This window comes from Bacillus sp. 22-7 (assembly GCF_010628845.1).
Taxonomy (GTDB): domain Bacteria; phylum Bacillota; class Bacilli; order Bacillales; family Cytobacillaceae; genus Cytobacillus; species Cytobacillus firmus_B.
In genome coordinates this window covers 14,190-37,243 of the sequence record NZ_NJQY01000005.1, presented here as the reverse complement: position 1 = coordinate 37,243, position 23,054 = coordinate 14,190, and the positions used below count along the sequence as shown (strand labels likewise).

At 45.9% G+C, this 23,054-nt stretch carries 20 protein-coding genes; 1 reads left to right on the top strand and 19 read right to left on the bottom strand.

Annotated elements, in window-relative coordinates:
• Positions 1-567 precede the first annotated feature (567 nt).
• The 12 genes from CE058_RS03650 to CE058_RS03595 all read right to left on the bottom strand — a co-directional run bounded on the left by CE058_RS03650 (position 568) and on the right by CE058_RS03595 (position 12,888).
• Positions 568-1,860 carry an adenylosuccinate synthase gene (locus CE058_RS03650; RefSeq protein WP_048010217.1) on the bottom strand — a complete coding sequence of 431 codons (1,293 nt, stop codon included), beginning with the start codon at positions 1,858-1,860 and terminating at the stop codon, positions 568-570.
• A gap of 204 nt (positions 1,861-2,064) precedes the next feature.
• Positions 2,065-3,429 carry a replicative DNA helicase gene (gene dnaB / locus CE058_RS03645; protein WP_035328281.1) on the bottom strand — a complete coding sequence of 455 codons (1,365 nt, stop codon included), beginning with the start codon at positions 3,427-3,429 and terminating at the stop codon, positions 2,065-2,067.
• Positions 3,430-3,607: 178 nt separating this feature from the next.
• A complete protein-coding gene (gene rplI, locus CE058_RS03640) occupies positions 3,608-4,054 on the bottom strand; it encodes a 50S ribosomal protein L9 (RefSeq protein WP_035328283.1) in 447 nt (148 codons plus the stop codon).
• Positions 4,051-6,024, bottom strand: a complete 1,974-nt coding sequence (locus CE058_RS03635) for a DHH family phosphoesterase (protein ID WP_048010216.1) — start codon at positions 6,022-6,024, stop codon at positions 4,051-4,053. Before CE058_RS03635 ends, rplI begins: the two co-directional genes overlap by 4 nt.
• Positions 6,025-6,055: 31 nt before the next feature.
• Complete coding sequence (locus CE058_RS03630) at positions 6,056-6,991, bottom strand: YybS family protein (protein WP_048010215.1); 936 nt, start codon at positions 6,989-6,991, stop codon at positions 6,056-6,058.
• 202 nt (positions 6,992-7,193) lie between these two features.
• Positions 7,194-7,433, bottom strand: coding sequence for a 30S ribosomal protein S18 (rpsR, locus tag CE058_RS03625; protein ID WP_009332461.1), 240 nt, complete (start codon positions 7,431-7,433; stop codon positions 7,194-7,196).
• Positions 7,434-7,491: 58 nt separating this feature from the next.
• Positions 7,492-8,004, bottom strand: coding sequence for a single-stranded DNA-binding protein (ssb, locus tag CE058_RS03620; protein ID WP_163140314.1), 513 nt, complete (start codon positions 8,002-8,004; stop codon positions 7,492-7,494).
• 35 nt (positions 8,005-8,039) lie between these two features.
• A complete protein-coding gene (gene rpsF / locus CE058_RS03615; RefSeq protein WP_076262938.1) occupies positions 8,040-8,327 on the bottom strand; it encodes a 30S ribosomal protein S6 in 288 nt (95 codons plus the stop codon).
• 184 nt (positions 8,328-8,511) lie between these two features.
• The gene (ychF, locus tag CE058_RS03610) at positions 8,512-9,612 is read right to left on the bottom strand and encodes a redox-regulated ATPase YchF (RefSeq protein WP_163140312.1); all 1,101 of its coding nucleotides are present in this window, start codon (positions 9,610-9,612) and stop codon (positions 8,512-8,514) included.
• A 163-nt stretch (positions 9,613-9,775) separates the two neighbouring features.
• The gene (locus CE058_RS03605) at positions 9,776-11,770 is read right to left on the bottom strand and encodes a molybdopterin-dependent oxidoreductase (protein ID WP_163140310.1); all 1,995 of its coding nucleotides are present in this window, start codon (positions 11,768-11,770) and stop codon (positions 9,776-9,778) included.
• 27 nt (positions 11,771-11,797) lie between these two features.
• Positions 11,798-11,995, bottom strand: a complete 198-nt coding sequence (locus tag CE058_RS03600) for a DUF951 domain-containing protein (protein WP_035328295.1) — start codon at positions 11,993-11,995, stop codon at positions 11,798-11,800.
• 2 nt (positions 11,996-11,997) lie between these two features.
• Complete coding sequence (locus CE058_RS03595; protein ID WP_076262934.1) at positions 11,998-12,888, bottom strand: mechanosensitive ion channel family protein; 891 nt, start codon at positions 12,886-12,888, stop codon at positions 11,998-12,000.
• Between the two features lie 707 nt (positions 12,889-13,595).
• Here CE058_RS03595 and yyaC point away from each other — a divergent pair.
• The gene (gene yyaC, locus CE058_RS03590) at positions 13,596-14,225 is read left to right on the top strand and encodes a spore protease YyaC (RefSeq protein WP_048010208.1); all 630 of its coding nucleotides are present in this window, start codon (positions 13,596-13,598) and stop codon (positions 14,223-14,225) included.
• 391 nt (positions 14,226-14,616) lie between these two features.
• Here the strand turns inward: yyaC and CE058_RS03585 are convergent, their stop codons facing one another.
• The 7 genes from CE058_RS03585 to mnmE all read right to left on the bottom strand — a co-directional run bounded on the left by CE058_RS03585 (position 14,617) and on the right by mnmE (position 22,699).
• The gene (locus tag CE058_RS03585) at positions 14,617-15,330 is read right to left on the bottom strand and encodes a DUF554 domain-containing protein (RefSeq protein WP_048010207.1); all 714 of its coding nucleotides are present in this window, start codon (positions 15,328-15,330) and stop codon (positions 14,617-14,619) included.
• 120 nt (positions 15,331-15,450) lie between these two features.
• The gene (locus CE058_RS03580; protein WP_048010206.1) at positions 15,451-16,296 is read right to left on the bottom strand and encodes a ParB/RepB/Spo0J family partition protein; all 846 of its coding nucleotides are present in this window, start codon (positions 16,294-16,296) and stop codon (positions 15,451-15,453) included.
• On the bottom strand, positions 16,289-17,050 hold the full coding sequence (locus CE058_RS03575; protein ID WP_048010276.1) for a ParA family protein: 762 nt from the start codon (positions 17,048-17,050) through the stop codon (positions 16,289-16,291). The genes CE058_RS03580 and CE058_RS03575 overlap by 8 nt, the downstream gene beginning before the upstream one ends.
• Before the next feature lie 214 nt (positions 17,051-17,264).
• Positions 17,265-18,149 carry a nucleoid occlusion protein gene (gene noc, locus CE058_RS03570; RefSeq protein ID WP_035328309.1) on the bottom strand — a complete coding sequence of 295 codons (885 nt, stop codon included), beginning with the start codon at positions 18,147-18,149 and terminating at the stop codon, positions 17,265-17,267.
• A 354-nt stretch (positions 18,150-18,503) separates the two neighbouring features.
• On the bottom strand, positions 18,504-19,220 hold the full coding sequence (gene rsmG, locus CE058_RS03565) for a 16S rRNA (guanine(527)-N(7))-methyltransferase RsmG (RefSeq protein WP_048010204.1): 717 nt from the start codon (positions 19,218-19,220) through the stop codon (positions 18,504-18,506).
• Between the two features lie 43 nt (positions 19,221-19,263).
• Complete coding sequence (gene mnmG, locus CE058_RS03560; protein ID WP_163140308.1) at positions 19,264-21,153, bottom strand: tRNA uridine-5-carboxymethylaminomethyl(34) synthesis enzyme MnmG; 1,890 nt, start codon at positions 21,151-21,153, stop codon at positions 19,264-19,266.
• 127 nt (positions 21,154-21,280) lie between these two features.
• Complete coding sequence (mnmE, locus tag CE058_RS03555) at positions 21,281-22,699, bottom strand: tRNA uridine-5-carboxymethylaminomethyl(34) synthesis GTPase MnmE (RefSeq protein WP_204260509.1); 1,419 nt, start codon at positions 22,697-22,699, stop codon at positions 21,281-21,283.
• Positions 22,700-23,054: the final 355 nt, after the last annotated feature.

The following is a 23,054-nucleotide window of genomic DNA, read 5'->3' as shown; positions in this document are numbered from 1 at the left end:
GAAGACTGCAGCTGGAGGTGTTTGAATACTCGATTGCAGCCAATTGGCTGGGATGGGCTTTCCCTAAAAAGAGTATTCTTTTCCCCGGTTTATGGATTCATTTCCCTAATCTCCCTTTGTTTATTCCTCTTTTTAAATTTTTTTCTCTATTATAAACCAGATGTGCGGGTTCGGACTCAGCACCGGCCATTTTCTCTTTCTCTGTCTGAACTCGCCCCAACTTCGGACTCAGTAACACCAATTTCTCCTTCTTCTGTCTGAACTTGACCTAACTTCGGACTCAGCACCGGCCATTTCCCTTTTCTCTGTCTGAACCTGACTCAACTTCGGGCTCAAAAACGATAATTTCCCCTTCTTCTGTCTGAACTCGCCCCAACTTCGGACTCAGTAACACCAATTTCCCCTTCTTCTGTCCGAACCCGACCCAACTTCGGACTCAACACTGCCTTTTTCCCCTCACACTGTCCGAACCTGCCCCCAGGAGCCACAAACCAGCCAAGCGCACACCCGCCTTGTCTAGCCACATAAAAAAAGAAAAGCCCCAATCAGGGCTTTTCCAATCAAGTATTAGTTTTGTCTCCATGGGCTTAACACTACGTTTGTCTGTGTGCGGTCCGGGCCAACTGAGAAGATGGATAATGGAATTCCTGTCAGCTGGGAAACGCGCTCCAGGTAGTGGCGGGCATTGGCAGGAAGCTCATCGAGTGATTTGCAGCCTGTAATGTCCTCTGTCCAGCCTGGAAGCTCTTCGTATACCGGCTCACATTCAGCCAGTACTTTTAAGCTTGCAGGGAATTCTTCGATAACTTCTCCGTTATAACGGTAAGCTGTACAGATTTTTAATGTCTCAATTCCAGTCAGAACGTCGATGGAGTTAAGAGAAAGATCTGTGATGCCGCTGACACGGCGGGCATGGCGGACAACCACACTGTCGAACCAGCCGACACGTCGCGCACGGCCAGTAGTTGTTCCGTATTCACGGCCGACTTCACGGATCTGGCTGCCGATTTCATTATCAAGCTCAGTTGGGAATGGGCCGTCTCCTACACGAGTCGTATAGGCCTTGGATACACCGACAACATGCTTGATTTTTGTAGGACCAACACCAGAACCGATTGTTACACCGCCGGCTACCGGGTTAGAGGATGTAACGAATGGGTAAGTACCCTGGTCGATATCCAGCATAACTCCCTGTGCACCTTCGAACAGCACGCGGCGGCCGTCATCTAATGCATCATTAAGCACGACAGACGTATCGCAGACATAATGTTTGATCTGCTGGCCGTATTCGTAGTATTCATCCAGGATGTCTTCGATTTTGAATCCTTCTGTTTCATAGAAGCGCTCAAGCAGGCGGTTCTTTTCTTCCAGGTTGCGCGCAAGCTTTTCTTCAAATACTTCACGGTCAAGAAGGTCCGCGATGCGGATTCCGTTGCGGGCTGCTTTATCCATGTAAGCAGGGCCGATGCCTTTTTTCGTTGTACCGATCTTGTTTGCACCTTTGCGCTCTTCTTCCACTTCATCCAGCTTCAGGTGGTAAGGAAGAATGACATGTGCGCGGTTTGAAATGCGCAGGTTGTCTGTTGTCACTCCCTTGTCATGAAGGTACGCTAATTCCTTTACAAGCGCTTTAGGATCGACAACCATTCCGTTTCCAATTGTGCAAATTTTATCGCTATAGAATATTCCAGATGGAATTAAGTGAAGCTTATAGGTTTCGCCGTTGAATTTGATTGTATGTCCTGCATTGTTTCCGCCTTGGTAACGTGCGATTACTTCTGCATTCTCAGAAAGGAAGTCTGTAATCTTTCCTTTCCCTTCATCTCCCCACTGTGTTCCAACTACTACTACTGATGACATTAAACAAGCACCTCCGGGAATTCCATTGTTTTAAAATTCTATATCATTTTTAATTAAGTAACTTATTTCAACCATCTTAGTTTAACAAGGTGATGTGTGATAGTCAATAAAACACGAACAATTTTAATAAAAATATGAAAATATGTTCGTGAAACAATGAAAATACAAATATAAAAAAGAGGACTTGCTATAAGCAGGCCCTCTTTATGCACCAGGCGGCGCGAATGAATCATCAAAGCGTTTCTCTAAGTTTACGAATTTATTATACTCTTTTACGAATGCCAGCTGAACGGTTCCAACCGGGCCGTTACGCTGCTTGGCGATGATGATTTCAATGATGTTTTTATCTTCAGATTCTTTGTCATAGTAGTCATCGCGGTATAGGAATGCCACGATATCGGCATCCTGCTCAATACTTCCCGATTCACGGATGTCTGACATCATCGGGCGCTTATCCTGGCGCTGTTCCACACCACGGGAAAGCTGGGACAGGGCAATCACAGGGACCTGAAGTTCACGTGCCAGCTGTTTTAAGGAACGGGAGATTTCAGATACTTCCTGCTGGCGGTTTTCTCCTGAACGTCCGCTTCCGAGGATTAATTGCAGGTAGTCGATCAGAATCATGCCAAGCCCGTGCTCCTGTTTGAGGCGGCGGCATTTGGAACGGATATCCTGGATGCGGACACCCGGCGTGTCATCGATGAAAATACCCGCATTTGACAGGCTTCCCATCGCCATCGTCAGTTTTCCCCAATCCTCATCTGTCAGAGAGCCGGTACGAAGTCTCTGGGCATCAATATTCCCTTCAGCACAGAGAATACGCATGACCAGCTGTTCGGCACCCATCTCCAGACTGAAGATCGCGACGTTTTCTCCGGTTTTCGTTGCCACATTTTGCGCGATATTCAGGGCGAAGGCTGTTTTACCTACGGAAGGACGGGCACCGACAATGATAAGATCATTTCGCTGGAAGCCGGCTGTCATGCGGTCAAGCTCGGTAAATCCAGTCGCAATCCCGGTAATATCCCCTTTACGGTTATGCATTTCCTCGATATTATCGTAGGTCCGCACCAATACATCCTTAATATTATGAAAGGCACCGGCGTTTTTGCGCTGTGCAACCTCCATGATATTTTTCTCTGCTTCCCCCAGCAGAACTTCCACTTCATCCTCGCGCGTATAGCCGTCCTGGGCAATGCCCGTCGCCGTCCGGATCAGCCTGCGAAGCAGTGACTTTTCTTCCACGATCTTTGCATAGTACTCGATATTCGCTGCTGTCGGAACAGATCCGGCCAGTTCACTTAAGTAGCTGACCCCTCCGGTATCCTCCAGCAGTTTTGCTGCGCTGAGCTCTTCTGTCACGGTCACTAAGTCAACCGCTTTCCCCTGATCGCTCAGCTTCAGCATTACATTGAAAATCTTCTGGTGGGCCGCACGGTAGAAGTCTTCGGGTATCAAGATCTCAGATGCTTGTGTAAGAGAGGAGGGTTCAAGAAAGATTGCCCCAAGCACAGCCTGTTCCGCTTCGATATTCTGAGGCGGGAGCCGATCCGCGAATAAATCACTCATCTCATTAAACCTCCTTAAAAAATAAAAGCGTTAAACCAATCTATATTTATATAAAAATCCTTTATAATCCCTTTAAAAAATGTGACCAGCAAAAACTGATCACATTTTTAATCAACCCTTTTATTTTAACATGTTTATTAGCAAAAGCCACTTCCAATATTAGTTTATCGGCTTAGCTTTATGCTTCTTTTACATGTACGTTTAATGTTGCGGTTACCTCAGTATGAAGCTTGACTGGAACCTTTGTGTATCCAAGTGTTCGGATCGCATCTTCCATTTCGATCTTGCGTTTGTCGATTTTGATGCTGTGCTTCTTTTGAAGCTCTTCAGCAATTTGCTTGCTTGTGATGGAGCCGAACAGGCGGCCGCCTTCACCTGATTTCGCAGTAAATTCAACTGTCAGCTTTTCAAGTGTTTCTTTCAGTTTTTTTGCATCAGCAAGCTCTTCAGCAGCAAGCTTTTCTTCTTTCTTCTTTTGAGCATTCAGACTGCTGATACTCGATTGGTTTGCTTCGACAGCAAGCCCTTGCTTAATTAAAAAGTTATGTGCATAGCCATCTGCTACATTTTTTACTTCGCCTTTTTTCCCTTTGCCTTTAACGTCTTTTAAAAAGATTACTTTCATTCCTTTTTTCTCCCTTCAAAGTATTCATCTATAGCTTCTTTTAATCGGACCTCAACATCATCAAGTGTTGCATCCTGAAGCTGTGTGGCAGCATTTGTTAAGTGCCCGCCGCCTTCGAGGTTTTCCATGATCACCTGGACATTGATATCCCCAAGGGAACGTGCGCTGACCCCTATCATGTTTTCAGAGCGGTTTGAGATAACAAACGAAGCAATCACACCATCCATCGTCAGCAGGGTATCTGCCGTCTGGGCAATCAGCACCTGGTCAAATATCTGATCCGGCTCACCCTTGGCAATCGCAATGCCTTCTTTGTAAAATTGAACGGTTTCAATCAGCTTCGCCCGCTTGATGTAGGTATCTACATCCTCTTTTAAGAACTTTTGGACGAGCACGGTATCTGCACCCTGTCCGCGCAGATAGGAAGCCGCATCAAACGTCCTTGACCCTGTCCGGAGTGAGAAGCTCTTCGTATCGACAATGATTCCGGCGAGCAGGGCCGTTGCTTCCAGCATTTCGATTCTGCCGTTTTTCGGCTGATACTCCAGAAGCTCTGTCACCAGTTCTGCTGTAGAGGAAGCGTATGGCTCCATATAAACCAGCAGCGGATTATGAATGAACTCTTCTGCGCGGCGATGATGGTCGATGACGACCACATGTTCAATCGCATGAAGCAGCTTTTCCTCAATTACCATGGATGGCTTGTGGGTATCAACAACCACGAGCAGGGTATCGTCCGTGGCGATTTCCATCGCCTGTTCCGGTGTGATGAACTTTGAAAAGAGCTCTTCATTCTTTTCAATTTCCTTCATCATCCTTCTGACGCCTGTATCCAGTTCATTGAAATTCACCACTACATAGCCTTCACGCTGGTTCAGGCGCGCCACCTTCTGAATGCCAATGGCGGCTCCAATCGCATCCATATCCGGGCTTTTGTGGCCCATGATAATGACTTTATCACTTTCGGATATCAATTCCTTCAGCGCATGGGAAATGACGCGTGCTCGGACCCGGGTTCTTTTTTCAACAGGATTGGTCTTGCCCCCGAAGAATTTGACTTTCCCGTTGGTCTGCTTAATGGCCACCTGATCTCCTCCGCGGCCTAATGCCAGGTCTAAGCTGGACTGGGCCAGTGAACCAAGCTCAGGAAGGGAAGAGACCCCAGTGCCGACACCTACGCTTAACGTGAGCGGAACATTTTGCTTGGATGTGGTCTCCCGGACATCATCGAGAATTGTGAATTTCCCTTTTTCAAGAAGCTGCAGAATATGTTCATTAAATACGGCGATAAAGCGCTCAGATGACACCCGCTTCAGGAAGACCCCATTATCCTGTGCCCATTTATTCAATATCTGGGTCACCAGACTGTTGAGGCTGCTTTTCGTCTGGTCATCCATCGCCTGGGTCAGTTCATCATAATTATCAAGGAAGATGATGGCGATCACTGTCCGTTCTTCCTGATACATTTTCTCAATTTCAGTTTGTTCTGTGACATCAAAAAAGTATAAAAGCCGTTCTTCCGGTTTATGGATCACCCGGAATTTCCGGTCATGAAGGGTAATAATTTCTGTTTCCACTTCTTGTTTGATCAGCGGAACAAGCGAATCCGCGACATCATAAAGCGATCTTCCGACTAGCGTATCTTCATCAAAGCAGGATGCCAAAAAGGGATTGGTCCATTCAATGTAATAATCATCATTAATCAGCATAATCCCGATCGGCATTTCCATCAGAGCTTCTTCGCCGACCTTTTTCACCCTGTAGGAAAGGGTAGAAATGTATTCTTCCGTCTCCTTCCGGTGCTTTTGATTCAGCTGAAAAAGGTAGTAGAAAGGAAGGATGGCCAGAAACAGCCCGATTAATGCAAAAAGCCAATTGTAGTACGCCAATATACCGAGAAGCACCACTGTTATGCCCATCAATCCAAAAATCGGATAGCGTATGGACCGCTTTTCTAAATACGAAGGCATGTTTTCAGCTCCTAAACAGTAGTGTTGTTCATCACTTTTTTCCTAATCTTTGCCTTAAATCAAATCCTAAGTCAATTATACCTAATATCCTCACAATATAAAGGAGAAATGGCATAAGAAATGTAAATACAGCAGCAAGGACAGGCACCGCTTTCGGCCATCCCTTTAAATGACTGAAAAAGAAAATCAGGGACAGGCCTTGAATGACCATGAAAATCTGCAGAATGAAGGCAATATTGACAAGGGCCATAAACCAGTAGCTTCCTTCTGAAGGATTAAAAAGGAACGAAGCAATAATGGTTATGAGATAGTACCATAATATGCTTTTCGGCAGGCTCATTTCTCTGAATGGCTTAAAGCCTTCAATCTTAATACCGAATCGTTTGGCGATCGGAAAGGAAACAAGCTGGATGACAAAAACAGAAATGACCGATGTCATGACAAATAAACTCGGCGTTAAGGTCTCAATCATTTTCAGGCCTGCTGTCAGCTGCTCGACTGCCTTATCCGCGTTCTGTCCGAAGCCTTCGAGCATTCCTTGTGAGATTTTAATGGACTCCTCCATCATGCCGATGCCTTCTTTAATGATATTGATATTAAAAAAGGCAACTGCTGCAGCATACTGAAGCAAAAGGGCTGCAAGGAATACGAGCGTGCCCGCAATAAAGGAAGAAGCCCGTCCTTTATTTTCCCTTATAAAAATACCGATTACCGTGCCGGTCAATCCGAATGTCAGAGCAAGCGGAATTCCCATGATGGATCCGATAATCAGCGAAAGCAGGACGCCTCCCGTCAGAAAGACAATCGCGCCCATCCGGTTATTTTTCGCTGCAAACATAATAAACGGAAGAGCCAGGAAGAAAACCGAAACGGTACCGAGAATCGGCACATAGAGCGAAATCAGAAGAAGCACGGCAAAAACCGCGAGAAGCACAGCACCTTCTGTTAATTTATGTACATTATTCATTGATACACCCCTCAAACTGTGTATCCAAAAAGGAGGAAATCTGTTCCCGGCTTTTTGAACCCATATAAGCTCTATTGTAGCTAGTATTAAATGCAGGTTCAACCTTAGTGATTTTAGAAGGGGTCTTAACTTTAACACAATCACGTGCTAAAGGAGAACATACTAAAAAAAGACGCCGGATACCAGCGTCTTTTTCTAATTATTATTCACCTGAAACGTATGGCAGTAATGCCATTTGGCGAGCGCGCTTAATAGCAATCGTTAATTTACGTTGGTATTTAGCGTTAGTGCCAGTTACACGACGTGGTAAAATCTTACCGCGCTCAGAGATGAATTTTTTTAGAAGATCCACATCTTTGTAGTCGATGTGAGTGATTCCGTTTGCAGTGAAAAAGCAAACCTTACGACGTTTAGCACGTCCTCCTCTGCGTCCTCCAGCCATGGTCAGTTACCTCCTTTAGCTTTTTATTTTATATATTTCCGTTCATAATCGGGCACTATTAGAATGGCAGGTCGTCATCGGAAATGTCGATTTGGCCGTCATTTGCGAATGGGTCCTGATCCACGCGAGTGTAGTTGCCCTGATTACGATTATCCTGTCGTTGATTCTGATTGCTGTTATTTCCAAATGGGAAATCCTGATCTCTTGGACCGCCGTAGTTCGAATTACCGCCGCCCTGGCCGCCAGAACTATTCTTCGGCTCAAGGAATTGCACACTCTCAGCCTGGACTTCTGTCACGTAAACGCGCTTTCCATCCTGGCCTTCATAGCTGCGGGATTGAATCCGGCCATCTACACCTGCAAGACTTCCTTTTTTAAGGAAATTCGCTACGTTTTCAGCTGGCTTTCTCCATACCACACAGTTGATAAAGTCTGCCTCCCGCTCACCTTGCTGATTCGTAAAAGCACGATTCACGGCAAGAGTGAATGAAGCGACAGGAACTCCGTTCGGGGTATACCGCAAATCAGGATCCTTTGTCAAACGTCCGACAAGAACAACACGGTTCATCATCAGAATCAACTCCTCTCGGTAAAATGCTATATCTATTATTTTTCGTCTTTAACAACGATGTAACGGATGATGTCTTCGCTGATTTTAGCTAAACGAGTGAACTCGTCAACTGCTGTTGCTTCAGCATTAACGTTCATAAGCTGGTAGTAGCCATCGCGGAAATCATTGATTTCGTATGCAAGGCGACGCTTACCCCAATCCTTTGATTCAGAAACCTCCGCACCATTGTCAGTTAAGATTGTGTTGAAACGCTCAACAAGGGCTTTTTTAGCCTCATCTTCAATGTTTGGGCGGATGATGTACATAACTTCGTACTTTCTCATCACTTTCACCTCCTTTTGGTCTAACGGCCCACAAAGGGCAAGGAGCAATATACATTACTCACAAGTTGAAATTATAGCACATTAAATATGCAAAAGCAATAACACTAGAGTGAATTGGAAGATGGAAGATTATTTTGAAAGAATCATTAAAAAAGAACCCCTAAAAATAGAGGTCCCCAAATAATTAAACGTTAAAGCGGAAGTGCATGACATCTCCGTCTTTAACAATATATTCTTTTCCTTCGAGGCGGACTTTTCCTGCTTCTTTTGCAGCTGTCATGTTTCCTGCAGCGACAAGGTCGTCATAGGAAACCGTTTCTGCACGGATGAAGCCTTTTTCAAAGTCAGAGTGAATCACTCCCGCACATTGAGGAGCCTTCATGCCTTTGCGGAATGTCCAGGCACGGACTTCCTGTACACCGGCAGTGAAGTAAGTTGCCAGTCCAAGCAGGTTGTAGGCTGCTCTGATCAGCTGATCAAGGCCGGATTCTTCGATGCCAAGCTCCTGAAGGAACATTTCTTTTTCTTCCCCATCAAGCTCTGCAATTTCAGATTCGATTTTTGCACAGATTACGATCACTTCCGCATTATCCTTTGCGGCAAATTCTTTTACCTGCTGTACATATTCGTTAGAAGAAGGATCCGCTACATCATCCTCGCTTACGTTCGCAACGTAAAGCACAGGCTTGATTGTCAGCAGGTGAAGACCTTTTACAATCTTCATTTGCTCTTCTGTGAATTCAACTGTACGGGCTGGCTTATCGTTTTCGAACGCTTCTTTTAATTTCTCCAGAATTTCAAGCTCGATCACAGAATCTTTATCCTTCTGCTTAGCCAGCTTGCTCACACGGCCAATTCGCTTATCAACTGACTCAAGATCAGCCAGAATCAATTCCAGGTTGATGACTTCGATATCATCAATCGGGTCCACTTTCCCCGCAACGTGTGTAATATTGTCATCCGCAAAACAGCGGACAACCTGACAGATGGCATCCACTTCACGGATATGGGACAGGAATTTGTTTCCAAGACCTTCCCCTTTGCTCGCACCCTTTACGATGCCGGCGATATCCGTAAATTCGAAAGCCGTTGGCACAGTTTTTTTCGGCTGAACCAATTCAGTTAATTTATTCAAACGGTGATCAGGCACTTCCACAATTCCTACATTCGGATCAATTGTACAGAACGGATAGTTCGCAGACTCCGCTCCCGCCTGGGTAATTGCATTAAACAACGTAGACTTTCCGACGTTCGGCAAACCTACAATACCAGCTGTTAAAGCCATCCAAGTCACTCCTCAGTCTAATTTCATCTATTAAAAATACGATTGATTCTCATTTAAACAAGCCTCTAACAATTATAGATAGTTGCCGGAGAAATGTAAAGAAAAGGTGACAGGTACCTATACCCCTTTGCCTGACTGGTATAGGTGCCTGTCACCACTACTGTTAAACCTTCTCTATATTCACAAGGCAGTCATACAATGTGCTTCCAAGGCCGTTGTCCGATTCGCGGCTGGATGTAAGGTTATTGACGGGGCCGCCGAATTTTGCCCAGATGCCTTCATCGATATTGATGGTATCCGGATGGGCTTTCTTCATAATATGGACAAAGCCCTTCATTTCCCCGCGGTCATTCCACACCTTGACATGATCGTTCTCCTGCAGGCCAAGCTTTTCGGCAATATTATCGGCAATTTCGACCTTTGCCTTTGGCTCCGGCTTCAACAGGTGATAATGCTGCGAATGATTGGAGCGAAGAGGGTGAATCGTCAGCAGGGTAAAAGGAAACTGTTCGGCACGCTCTTTATCCGTCCACTTGGTTTCCCGTGGAAGAGCGAGTGTCAGCCTGCTTTCGGAACGCTTTCGGAACGAGGTAAATTCATACTTTCCGCTTGGCGTCTTGAACTGGCGGTCTGCCCAGGGCACCGTATCAACCGGAAGCTCCATATGGTGAGAATTCCTTAAGCTATCAAGCGTGATTCCCTGCTCTTTAAGCGAACCAAGGCCCATGCTGATGAATTCGTCTCTTGTAAAATCGAAATCGGCTCCGAATCCGAGTCGTTTGGCAAGCTCAGTCCATACCCATAAATCAGGCTTCGCTTCACCTGGCGGTTCAGCCAGCTTCGGGCCATGATTGACATAATGATGATACATGGAAGAATAATAAACATCTTCCTGTTCAAACACGGTTGCAACAGGAAGAACGTAATCGGCCATTTTAGCCGTGTCTGTCATAAACTGCTCCATCACAACAACGGTCTCAACAGATGCAAAAGCTTCTCGGACCCTTGAAGAGTCAGGCACCTGGGTTAAAGGATTTCCGCACGTAACGAAGATCAGCTTAATTTCAGGATCCTTCGCTGTTAAAATCCCCTCTGCCTGCCGCATCATCGTAAATTGCCTGAAGGCCGTTTTCCGCTCAGGGAGGGTGAGGGCAGCCGCATCAAAGCTCTGTCCTACCTGTCTGTTGGCATAGTTTGCACCACCGCCCGGAATCCCGATATTGCCGCTCACGGCAATCAAAGCATCCATCAGTCTGATCGTGTTCCCGCCGTTTTCGTAGCGCTGCATGCCCAGGCCAAAGAAGGTGGACACGGGGCGATCGCCATACACCTCTGCAAGTTCGGTCATGACTTCTGCAGGCACTTCCGTTTTCTCTGCGATTTCCTCAAGCTTTACACTTTCGAGCAGTTCATTTAGATCTTCAAAACCAACTGAATAGGTATCTATGAAACTTCTATCTTCCAATCCGAGACGGAGCATTTCCTTCATGATGCCGGCCGCAAGCCAGCCATCCATCCCCGGCTTGATAGAAAAATAATGGTCAGCCATTTTAGCCGTCGCATTAAAAATTGGATCAATCACATATAATTTGGCACCCTGTTTCTTTGCCTCCTGCAGCCTTTGATACAGGTGCATATTGGTGCGGGCAACATTTCTGCCCCAGACGACAATGTGCCTGCTGTTTAAAATATCTTCAGGAGCATGGCTGTACGCATCTCCGAAATCCGAGCTCTGAGCTTCAATACCGGCTCCCCAGCAGATTGACCCCACAAGTTCAGTCACGCCGCCATAACAGTTGAAAAAACGCTGATCCAGGTTCGTCAGCAAACCGCCATTGGCATAATCATGGCTATGCAGGATTGAAGTGGTTTCAGCCGTTTCTTTTAGCTCCTTCATTTTCAGGGAAATATCGTGCAAAGCCTGCTCCCAGGAAATTGACACAAATTCTCCATCTACCTTTTTCAGTGGGTGAAGCAGGCGCTCCGGAGAATTGGTTCTGTTTTCAAGCATTCTGCCGCGGCCGCAAATTTTCCCCTTTGTTATCGGATGGTCCGGATCACCATCTACCTTTGTCACCTTACCGTCTTCAACTGTTACATGAAAGCCGCAGCTGTCCCAGCAATTAAGGGGACAGGCTGACTTGAATGTTTGTGCCAACAACCTCATCTCCCTGCAGTTTGTCTCTTATTCCTCATGCTTAACAAGAATTTTCTTCATTTTGCGGGCGAATTCCCTTCTTGGGATCATTACGCTGTGTCCGCAGCCTTCGCACTTAATGCGGATATCTGCTCCCATCCGGATGATTTTCCATTTGTTGGCCCCGCATGGATGAGGCTTTTTCATTTCCACTACATCGTGTAAATCAAATTCTTTTTGCTCCATGTTTATCCCTCCGCATTCAGTTTTGGGTTATCCTGCTCATTCCTTGTGTACATCACCAGGCGCGGGAACGGAATTTCAATGCCATGCTCATCTAAACAAAGCTTAATTTCCTTCCGCAGCTGGCGCGCTATATAAAAATGCCTCATTGGCAGTGTCTCCGAAACAACACGCAGCATCACGTCTGCTGCCGCCATATTTTGGATGCCCAGAATTTCCGGCGGCTTGACCATATCCTCATATTTTTCCGGGAGCTTTTCGAATAATTCCTGAAGGACCTGTTCAACCTTCACAATATCGCCTTCATACGCAATGCTGACATCCACAAAAGCCACACTATTATTCAATGAAAAATTGGTCACCTGCATAATGCTTCCGTTCGGAAGGATGTGAACCTCGCCCGTCCAGTTTTTAATCTTTGTCGTCCGGAGCCCGATTTCTTCTACAGTTCCTTCAAATTGATCAATCCGGATATAATCTCCAACCGAAAACTGATCTTCGAAAATGATGAAAAATCCGGTGATAATGTCCTTCACAAGGCTCTGTGCTCCAAATCCAACAGCCAACCCGACGATTCCCGCACCAGCCAGAAGGGCTTTTACATCAATTGTCAGCACCGATAATATCATGATTGCCGCAACGAAAAACACCACATAGGTGAGCATATTCTCCAGCAGCTTAAGAAGAGTGGCTTCCCTGCGCTCTGAGATTCGGAGCCTGGACGGTGTTCTCACTTTAAAAATATTGCGGATGGCCAGCTTGCCGATTCTAATAAGGATGCTCGTCACGATCAGAATCGCCATAACTTTAAAAATGCCTTCCCCAATGGTTATCCACGTTTCTTCATTCGAAATCTTATCTATCATACCGTTTATCATTTTTTCAATAGGACTCATGGTTTCACCTGCTCATTTTTAGTGAAAATATAGAAAAGCGGAAGGCGCCCGCTTATAAAGGAACGCAGACTAAAACCGCCACGTCCTCCCAAAAGCTACCGCTTTCGGTCGTGCGATGTATCGCTGCCGCAGCTTTCCTTGTCCTGTGGCAATGTCTGCATGACCCGCATCCTCCCAAAAGCTGTCGCTTTCGGTCGTGCGATGTTTATGCTGACGAAGCCTTCCTTGTCCTGCGGGCCTCAAGCATAAGACAAGCCGGCTGAAAGGTTGTTCTTTAACCTTTTGGACGGATTGAAAGAAATGTTGAGGCGACTGCCCAGGGACGACCAGCATAAGACGGTCCCTGTAAGAAGGTGTTTTTCCTTCTGGAAGGGAACGTCTTAGACCCGAGAGTCCCTAGGAGCCGAAACAAGACAAGCTTATGACCTCGAGCCGATGGCGCCTGGAGCTAGACAGTTATCGCGTTCAAAACTTCAAGTCTTTATCTTGAATGAAATTATACTGCATCTTGCCCCTCAGTGCGAATCCCTCTGTAAAACAAAATTATTTTATCAATTTTTCTCATGGCTTAACAGTTAAAAAACCGATTGTTTAACGATTAAATAATACAGGTATGTATAGATTACACAAAAATTCCGTATACTGTTAAAAACGTATAAATACTTGTTTTTCGGGCATGGCAAGGATTAAAAAGGGAGTGGACCTATATGAACTTCAAACCAAACTTGTTTGACAAAAAAGGCGGGGCTTCTGCCAGAATCTCGCATGAAGAAACAAACTCTGCAGAAAAATTGGCTGCTGAGCTGAAGAATATTCTGCCTGCGGGCATCGGCTGCCGTCCGATTGTGTTTGTCTGCATTGGCACAGACCGCTCAACAGGTGATTCATTAGGTCCGCTGGTCGGCACACTCCTTGAGGAAAAATCCATTTCATCCTTCCATGTGTACGGAACATTGGAGGACCCGATCCATGCCGTGAACCTCGAAGAAAAACTGAACGAAATCAAAAAGAAGCATTTCAATCCCTTTATTATCGGAATCGACGCCTGTCTGGGCCGTCTGAAAAGCGTCGGAGTCATCCAAATTGGAGACGGACCCGTCAAGCCGGGTGCCGGAGTCAATAAAGACCTGCCGGAAGTAGGGGACATGCACATCACCGGCATCGTCAACGTCAGCGGATTCATGGAATTCTTCGTCCTCCAGAACACCAGGCTCAATCTCGTCCTGAAAATGGCGAAAACCATCGCTGAGGGGATCTATGAAGCCAGCCTGACCCACCAGACAGCACCGGCATGGCCTGCATTTAAGTGGGAACTGAACCGTGAACAAACACCTTAATAGAGTGGAAAGCCGCAGGGGAGTGAGCCTGCGGTTTTTTGTTGGGCAGGGGAGGGGGATTGTGCATACATCCGTTTTGTGGGCCGGTCCTTCATTTTTCGCGCTCGTCCTGCTCTCTGTTTTGATCGTCAATTCCGTTCTCTGTAACGAGGAATTGCGGCAAATGTGAGATAAAATGAGAAACTTGTTAGATAAACTTCAAAATTTGCTGGATAAATTCACAAACCTGTTAGATAAACTCCTTTTTCCGGAAAAACAGCTGACTTGAGCACAAATCTTGCGCACTTAATTCGAAATTTGCGCGGTTCCAGCCAGTTTTAACGCCATTCCGGCATAAAAAATGCACCGCAAGCACACCAACACCCGTGCCCGCAGTGCACATCCCATTCACCTAAAAATAAATCCCGTAAAAATAAACAACCGACACAATCACTCCTGTAACCACAATTCCCGGAAGCAGGTTCGCCACCCGGATTTTCGTAATGCCAGTCAAATTCAGTCCAATCGCAAAGATCATGATTCCGCCTGTTGCGGTCATTTCCTTGATAAAGCTGTCCATCAGAAGCTGGGGGACAAACCGGTCGATTTGGGTGGCAAATAGAGCAATGAGTCCTTCATACAGCATCACCGGAAAAGCTGAAAAGAGCACACCGATCCCTAATGTAGTCGTTAAGATGAGGGAGGTGAAGCCGTCAATAATCGATTTGGTATAGAGCACCGAGTGATCGCCCCGGATTCCGCTGTCAAGCGCGCCGATGATGGCCATAGCGCCAATGACAAAGATGAGTGTAGCCGTTACGAAGCCCTGCGAAATGCTGCCTTGTCCTTTGGAGCCAATTTTGCTTTCAAGCCAATCGCCAAGCTTGTTGAGTTTATCTTCGAGAGCAAAGTACTCTCCAATCACCGTTCCGAACACAAGGCTCAAAATCACCACGAGGAAATTCTCGCTTTTAAAGCCCATTTGCAGGCCGAGCACCATGACAGCAAGGCCAATCGCATGCATGACAGTGCCCTTCATGTTTTCGGGAATGCGATGGAGCAATTTCCCCAGCAGTGTTCCAATAATAATCAATAATCCATTCACAAGTGTACCTAGCAGAAACATCGTCTTCACCTTATTATTTCGCAATGCGAATTATTTTCTATTAAAATTACCACGAAAGGCCTGAGCCTACAATCCTTTTTTATGGAATCCTGTAAAAAAATAAACCATCATAAAGATGGCTTACTGATGTGTTTCTAAAAGCTCCATAATGCGTTCCAAATCTTCTTTTGAGAAAAATTCAATCTCAATTTTCCCTTTGTTTTTGGACTGTTTAATATGGACGGTCGTTCCGAACCGTTCCCTGAGGGAGGATTCGCGTTCCTTAATAAAGATATCCTTTTGAACTGCCGGCTTTTTCGTTTCACGTGAAACATCGTTCAGCTGCTGAATCAGCTGTTCAAGCTGACGGACATTTAAGCCGTCTTTAACTGTTTTTTCAACAAGTGCCTGCAGTTTTTCTTTTTTTCGCAGCCCCAACAGCGCTCTTCCGTGTCCCATGGAAATTTTGCCGTCTGAAATCAATCCTTGAATTTTCGGAGGAAGGGATAGCAGGCGAACATGGTTGGCAATATGCGGCCTGCTTTTTCCCAGGCGCTTGGCCAATTCCTCTTGTGTCACCTTAAGCTTCTCCATCAGCAGCTGGTACGCAGCCGCTTCTTCAATCGGCGTTAGGTCTTCACGCTGCAGATTTTCAAGAACAGCCAGCTCCATCATTTGCTGTTCAGTCAGCTCTCTTACAACAACAGGAACTTTCTCCAAGTTGGCTTCTTTTGCTGCCCGGTAGCGGCGTTCCCCAACTACAATTTCAAAGCCCTTGATGCTTTTGCGGACGATGATCGGCTGCAGTATTCCATGTTCAAGGATGGATTGCTTCAGCTCCTCGATGGCTTCCTTTTCAAACACCTTGCGCGGCTGATAAGGGTTTGGACGAATGTCCTTTATTTTTACTTCCTGTACGGTTTCTTCACTTTCGGTTTCAGCATTATTGAAAAAAGCATTCAGACCTTTTCCTAAACCTTTAGCCATTTGAAACCACTTCCTTTGCCAGTTCTAAATATACTTCAGCTCCGCGTGACTTCGGATCATAAGTAATGATAGGTTCTCCATGGCTCGGAGCCTCTCCCAGACGCACATTGCGGGGGATGATTGTTTTATAGACTTTATCCTGAAAATACTTTTTCACTTCTTCAATGACCTGAATGCCAAGATTTGTACGGGCATCAAGCATTGTCAGCAGAACGCCTTCAATTTTTAAATCATGGTTCAGATGCTTCTGCACAAGGCGAACCGTATTCAGAAGCTGGCTCAGCCCTTCCAGTGCATAGTACTCGCACTGCACGGGTATGATTACGGCATCCGAAGCGGTCAGCGAATTTATCGTCAGTAATCCGAGGGAAGGAGGACAGTCGATAATCACATAATCAAAGTTTGCCTTTACTTCCTCAAGAGCCCTCTTTAACCTGACTTCCCGTGAGATCGTCGGCACCAGTTCTATTTCTGCGCCTGCCAGCTGAATGGTTGCCGGGATGGCGTATAAGTTCTCTACCGAAGTAGGTTTAATGACCTTGGATGCTTCCACATCATCCACGAGGACGTCATAGATGCAATGATCGACATCCGCTTTTTCAATGCCGATTCCGCTTGTGGCATTGCCCTGCGGATCAATGTCGACCAGCAGCACTTTCTTGCCTATGTATGCCAGGCATGCGCCAAGATTGACGGAAGAGGTCGTTTTGCCGACTCCGCCTTTCTGGTTCGCAACGGCTATAATCTTGCCCACAGTGTCACCTGCTTTCATCTATCAATATTCCAATCTATCTATCTGCGAATTTATTCGTATCGTTAAATCACGTAGTCTATTTTATCACGAAAAACAGGGCAGAATAATTTTTTTGTAAAAAATAAGAAGATTCTAATAGTCTTTTTATCGTCCTTCAAAAAAAACGCGAAAAATAAAACGGGGAGCCCCCGCTTTATTTCTCGCGTAAAAAAAATTATTTCTTTTTAGGAATCTTGATCGTGATTTGATAAAATTCATCAAATTCTTCTTCTTCAGAATCAAGATTAATGCCGCTGTCAGAAACCATGGATAAAGATTGCCTGATCGTGTTGACCGCAATTCTCATATCCTTGCTGAAAGCCTTTCGTTTCGGCTTCGGCTTTGGATTTTTCTGTTCGAGAATTTTGACAACCCGGTCTTCCGTCTGCTTCACATTGAGATTCTTTTCCACAATCTCCTGAAGCAGGGCGACCTGCTTCTCCGGGTCCTTCAGCGGGATGAGTGAACGGGCATGCCGCTCTGTGATTGATTTGTTTAGCAATGCATCCTGGACAGGCTGCGGCAATTTCAGCAGCCGAAGCTTGTTGGCAACGGTTGACTGGCCTTTTCCAAGGCGTTGTGCCAATGCTTCCTGTGTCAGGCTATGCAGCTCTAAAAGTTTTCCGTAGGCAACAGCTTCTTCAATCGGTGACAATTCTTCCCTTTGAAGATTTTCAATTAAAGCTACTGAAGCCGTTTCGGTATCGCTAAGATTTTTGACAATAGCAGGAGCTTCTTCCCAGCCCAGTTTTTTCATGGCCCGGTATCTGCGTTCACCTGCTATGATTTCAAACTGGCCATCTTCAAATTCCCGTACGACGATTGGCTGGATGATTCCATGCGTATGGATAGTCCGGGAAAGCTCTTCTATTTTTTCATCATCAAACACCGTTCTTGGCTGGAAACGGTTGGGGACGATTTGATCAATAGGAATTTTCTTAACTTCTTCTCTGTCGCTTAAGTCTTCAACAATATCCAGCTGTTCTTCTGCTGGTTTTTCCGCTGTAACTTGTTCTCCCTTTTCGCCTAGGCCAAAAAAGCGTGAGAAAGAATGCTTCATCACCCTGCACCACCTTTACGAAACTCCCTATAACATATTCTCTATCATCATGACAAATCCTGCCGGACAGGAGCAATATAAAGTGAAACTTCAATCAGTGGGGAGACATTATCCCCCACTGATTGTTAGTTGAGGCCCACAGGAAGTGGGTCACAAAGACGTTGCCACAGGATGTGGCGTTTTTAGTCTTTGTTCTTCTTATCGGGCCTTACGGGCAGTTGGACTCCCGCTAATCTTGCTTCGATTCCACTGTTTCTTACAAAGGGGAGTCTTACTGCCCGTTAGACTGCGATAAATATCTGGAAAAATCGAAACGTTTACACCATTATGTCATACAATGGCAAATTGCGCACCCTATTCAATTGGTGTTTTATTGGGTGTCCCCGGCTTTCGCGGGTACTTTTTAGGAGTGCTCTTTTCTTTTTTTATGATTAGAATATTGCGCTCACTTTCTTCCTCAGGCAGCGTGAACGTGTGGGAATCCACAAGTTTTCCGCCCAGCACCGAGACTGCCTTTTTGCCGGCATCCAGTTCTTCCTTTGCACTGGCACCCTTCATGGCCACAAATGTGCCTCCAGTTTTCGCCAGCGGCAGACAAAGCTCGCTTAAAACGGATAATCTGGCTACAGCTCTTGCTGTCACAACATCAAAAGACTCGCGGTATTCCTTGTTCTGTCCAAAGGTTTCCGCACGGTCATGGATAAAGCGGACATTCTCAAGCCCAAGCTTCTTCGCCAAATGCTCCAGAAAACCAATGCGCTTATTAAGCGAGTCAACAATCGTAATATGTAAACCCGGAAAAGCAATTTTAATCGGTATGCTCGGGAAGCCTGCCCCCGCCCCGACATCACAGACCGTTAGCGGCTGGCTGAAATCAAAGTAAAAAGCCGCGCTAATGGAGTCATAGAAGTGCTTTAAATACACATCTTCCTTTTCCGTAATGGCTGTTAAATTCATTTTTTCATTCCATTCCACCAGAGTGGAATAGTAGGTGTCATATTGCTGCAATTGCTGTGGCGAAAGGGCAATCCCCTTCGCCGCCAGCATTTCAGTAAATTGTTCGGTATTCATTTAGTAATCCTTTCCGTTCTCTGACATAATCGGATTTTCCTCTTTACTCAGCTGAAACCCGTGCAATTCTCCCCTGCTCTAAATAAACAAGCAAAATGGAGATATCGGCAGGATTAACTCCGGAAATTCGCGAAGCCTGTGCAAGAGATAGCGGCCTTACTTCCTTCAGCTTTTGTCTTGCTTCGGAAGCCAGTCCATTAATATCATCATAATCGATGTTTTCAGGGACCTTTTTGTTTTCCATTTTCTTCAGACGCTCTACCTGCTGAAGGGACTTCTCAATATAGCCCTCATACTTAATCTGGATTTCCACCTGCTCGGTTACATCCGGATCAAGCGCAGTTTCAGCCGGAACGAGCTGCCCGATATGCTCATACGTCATTTCCGGACGCTTCAGAAGATCTGAGGCGCGGATGCCGTCTTTCAGCTCGCTTCCGCCCTGGCTTTTGATCAGCTCCTGAACGTCAGAAGTAGGCTTGATGATGATGCCTTGCAGACGTGCTTTTTCGTCTTCTATCGCCTGCTTTTTCAGCTGGAATTTTTCATAGCGTTCTTCACTGATCAGACCGACTTTGCGGCCAAGCTCCGTTAAACGCAAGTCGGCATTATCATGGCGAAGCAGCAGACGGTATTCCGCTCTTGAAGTCAGTAGACGGTAAGGCTCATTCGTTCCTTTGGTTACAAGGTCATCAATCAGGACGCCAATATAGGCATCTGAACGGCTTAAAATGACTTCTTCCTTATCCAGCGATTTCAATCCGGCATTCATGCCTGCCATTAATCCCTGGCCGGCAGCTTCTTCATAGCCTGATGTCCCGTTGATCTGGCCCGCCGTGTAGAGATTTTTCACCTTTTTGGTTTCCAGTGTCGGCCATAATTGCGTTGGGACGATGGAATCATATTCAATCGCATAGCCGGCACGCATCATCTGCACCTTTTCAAGTCCAGGGATCGTTCTGAGAATCTGCTGCTGCACATCCTCAGGCAAGCTTGTTGAAAGCCCCTGCACATATACTTCCTGAGTATTGCGGCCTTCAGGCTCAAGGAAAATTTGATGGCGCGGCTTATCGTTAAAGCGGACAACCTTATCTTCAATGGACGGGCAATAGCGCGGACCAGTTCCTTTTATCATGCCGGAGTACATTGGCGAGCGATGAAGATTATTGTCGATTAAGGTATGCGTTTCAGCATTTGTGTATGTCAGCCAGCAAGGGAGCTGGTCTGTAATATACTTGGTTGTTTCATAGGAAAAAGCTCTTGGCACATCATCGCCAGGCTGGATTTCCGTTTTGCTGTAATCAATGGTATGGCTGTTAACGCGCGGCGGCGTTCCAGTTTTAAAACGGACCAGGTCAAAGCCAAGCTCCTGCAGATGCTCTGAGAGCTTAATGGATGGCTGCTGGTTATTAGGGCCGCTTGAGTACTTCAGTTCACCAAGGATTATTTCTCCTCTTAAGAAGGTTCCGGTCGTAATGACGACCGCTTTTGAATGATACACGGCGCCTGTCTGGGTGACAACGCCCCTGCATTCTCCATCTTCAACAATCAGACGTTCAACCATTCCCTGAATAAGCGTCAGGTTCCGTTCATTTTCCAGTGTTTTTTTCATTTCATGCTGATATGTGAACTTATCGGCCTGTGCTCTTAATGCACGTACGGCTGGGCCTTTTCCTGTGTTCAGCATACGCATCTGAATATGCGTTTTATCAATATTCTTGCCCATTTCTCCGCCAAGGGCATCGATTTCCCTTACGACGATTCCTTTTGCAGGTCCCCCTACTGAAGGGTTACAAGGCATAAAGGCTACCATATCCAGGTTGATTGTAATCATTAATGTCTTTGCGCCGAGGCGGGCCGAAGCAAGGCCTGCTTCCACACCCGCGTGTCCGGCTCCGACTACTATGACATCATAACTTCCAGCTTCATATGTCATGATGCGGCCTCCTTTGCTGCAATCAGGCAAGCACAGACCCAAGCTCAGCAGAGGCTGGACCGGCCGATTGCAAAAGTTAAAAAAATCTATTTCCGCTGCGTTAGCTGATACAGCCTGCTTAAATCATCTATTTTCCTAAACAGAACTGAGAGAATAACTGGTCGATCAGGCTTTCATGGACGCTGTCGCCAATAATTTCACCAAGCAGCTCCCATGTTCTTGTCAAATCAATCTGCACAATATCAATAGGCGTTCCCATCTCAACACCCTGCATCGCTTCATCAATGGCATTTTGCGCCTGATTCAATAGAGCAATATGGCGGGTATTGGATACATACGTCATATCCCCGGCTTCGATGGAGCCTGCAAAGAATAAAGAGGCAATGGCTTCCTCCAGATCGTCGACACCCTGGTCCTCCAATAAAGAGGTTGTAACCAGTTTATGATGCTTCGAAAGCTCGCGGACGCGATTCATGTCGATCTTTTGATCAAGGTCGGTTTTATTGACAATCACAATGACATCCATGCCTTCGACTGCTTTAAATATATTTTCATCCTCAGACGTCAAATCATCCGAGTAATTGAGCACGAGCAAAATTAAATCTGCTTCCTTTAATACCTGCCTCGATTTTTCGACACCGATCCGTTCTACGATATCTTCCGTTTCACGAATGCCGGCTGTATCCACCAGACGGAGCGGCACTCCTCTGACATTCACATATTCTTCAATAACATCACGGGTGGTGCCCGGTATATCAGTCACAATCGCCTTATTTTCGTGAACAAGGCTATTCAATAAGGAAGATTTCCCAACGTTTGGCCTTCCGACAATGACCGTGGAAAGTCCTTCACGCAGTATTTTCCCCTGCTGTGAGGTTTGAAGGAGCTTTTCGATTTCTTTTTTTACATAAGAAGCCTTCTCCATCAGCATATGATGGGTCATTTCCTCGACATCATCGTATTCGGGATAATCGATATTGACTTCCACGTGAGCCAGGATCTCCAGAATTTCCTGCCGAAGCTTCTGAATAAGCTTTGACAGCCTTCCTTCCATCTGGCCAAGTGCCACGTTCATAGCCCGGTCTGTCTTGGCGCGAATCAGATCCATGACCGCTTCTGCCTGTGATAAATCAATCCGTCCGTTCAAGAAGGCGCGCTTTGTAAATTCACCCGGCTCAGCAAGCCGTGCACCATTATTCAGCAAAAGCTGCAGCACGCGATTCACGGAAACCAGTCCGCCATGGCAGTTGATTTCGATGACATCTTCCTTTGTAAAGGTTTTCGGTCCCTTCATGGCTGAAACCATTACTTCTTCAGCAATCTGTTCAGTTTTCGGGTCAACAATATGCCCATAATGAATGGTATGGGACGCCACATTCTTCAGCCGCTTGCCTCCTACCCCTCTGAAAAGAAGGTCCGCAATGTCAAATGCCTGATCCCCGCTCAGGCGGACAATGGCAATGGCTCCTTCTCCCATTGGCGTAGATATCGCAGCGATTGTATCAAATTCCAATTCATTCACCTCTCTTTTCGTTCTTACTTCCATCTATATAAAAATGAATCATGCTTTCGATTCCCCAAATTAATAGAATATCACAAGGCTTTTTTTTAGAAAAGCATATCAGCCCGCATTGCCGGCTTGTCCATCAGTTCAGCACGTTACTTATCAACATCCCGCTCTCCGTCAGCAAGCGAAAAAATTATCCACACGTCTCATAATTAATATGCTCTATTTTAACTTATCCACATGTGAATAACAATAAAACCAATTGAGATTTAATAATTTGCGGGGCTTTGACAAAGAACGACAAAAAAATCCCAATCCGGAGTGGATTGGGATTTTGCGTAATGAGTAATTTATGTTTTGGACGTTGATAACTGTCCAGCTACAGCGCCTCCCC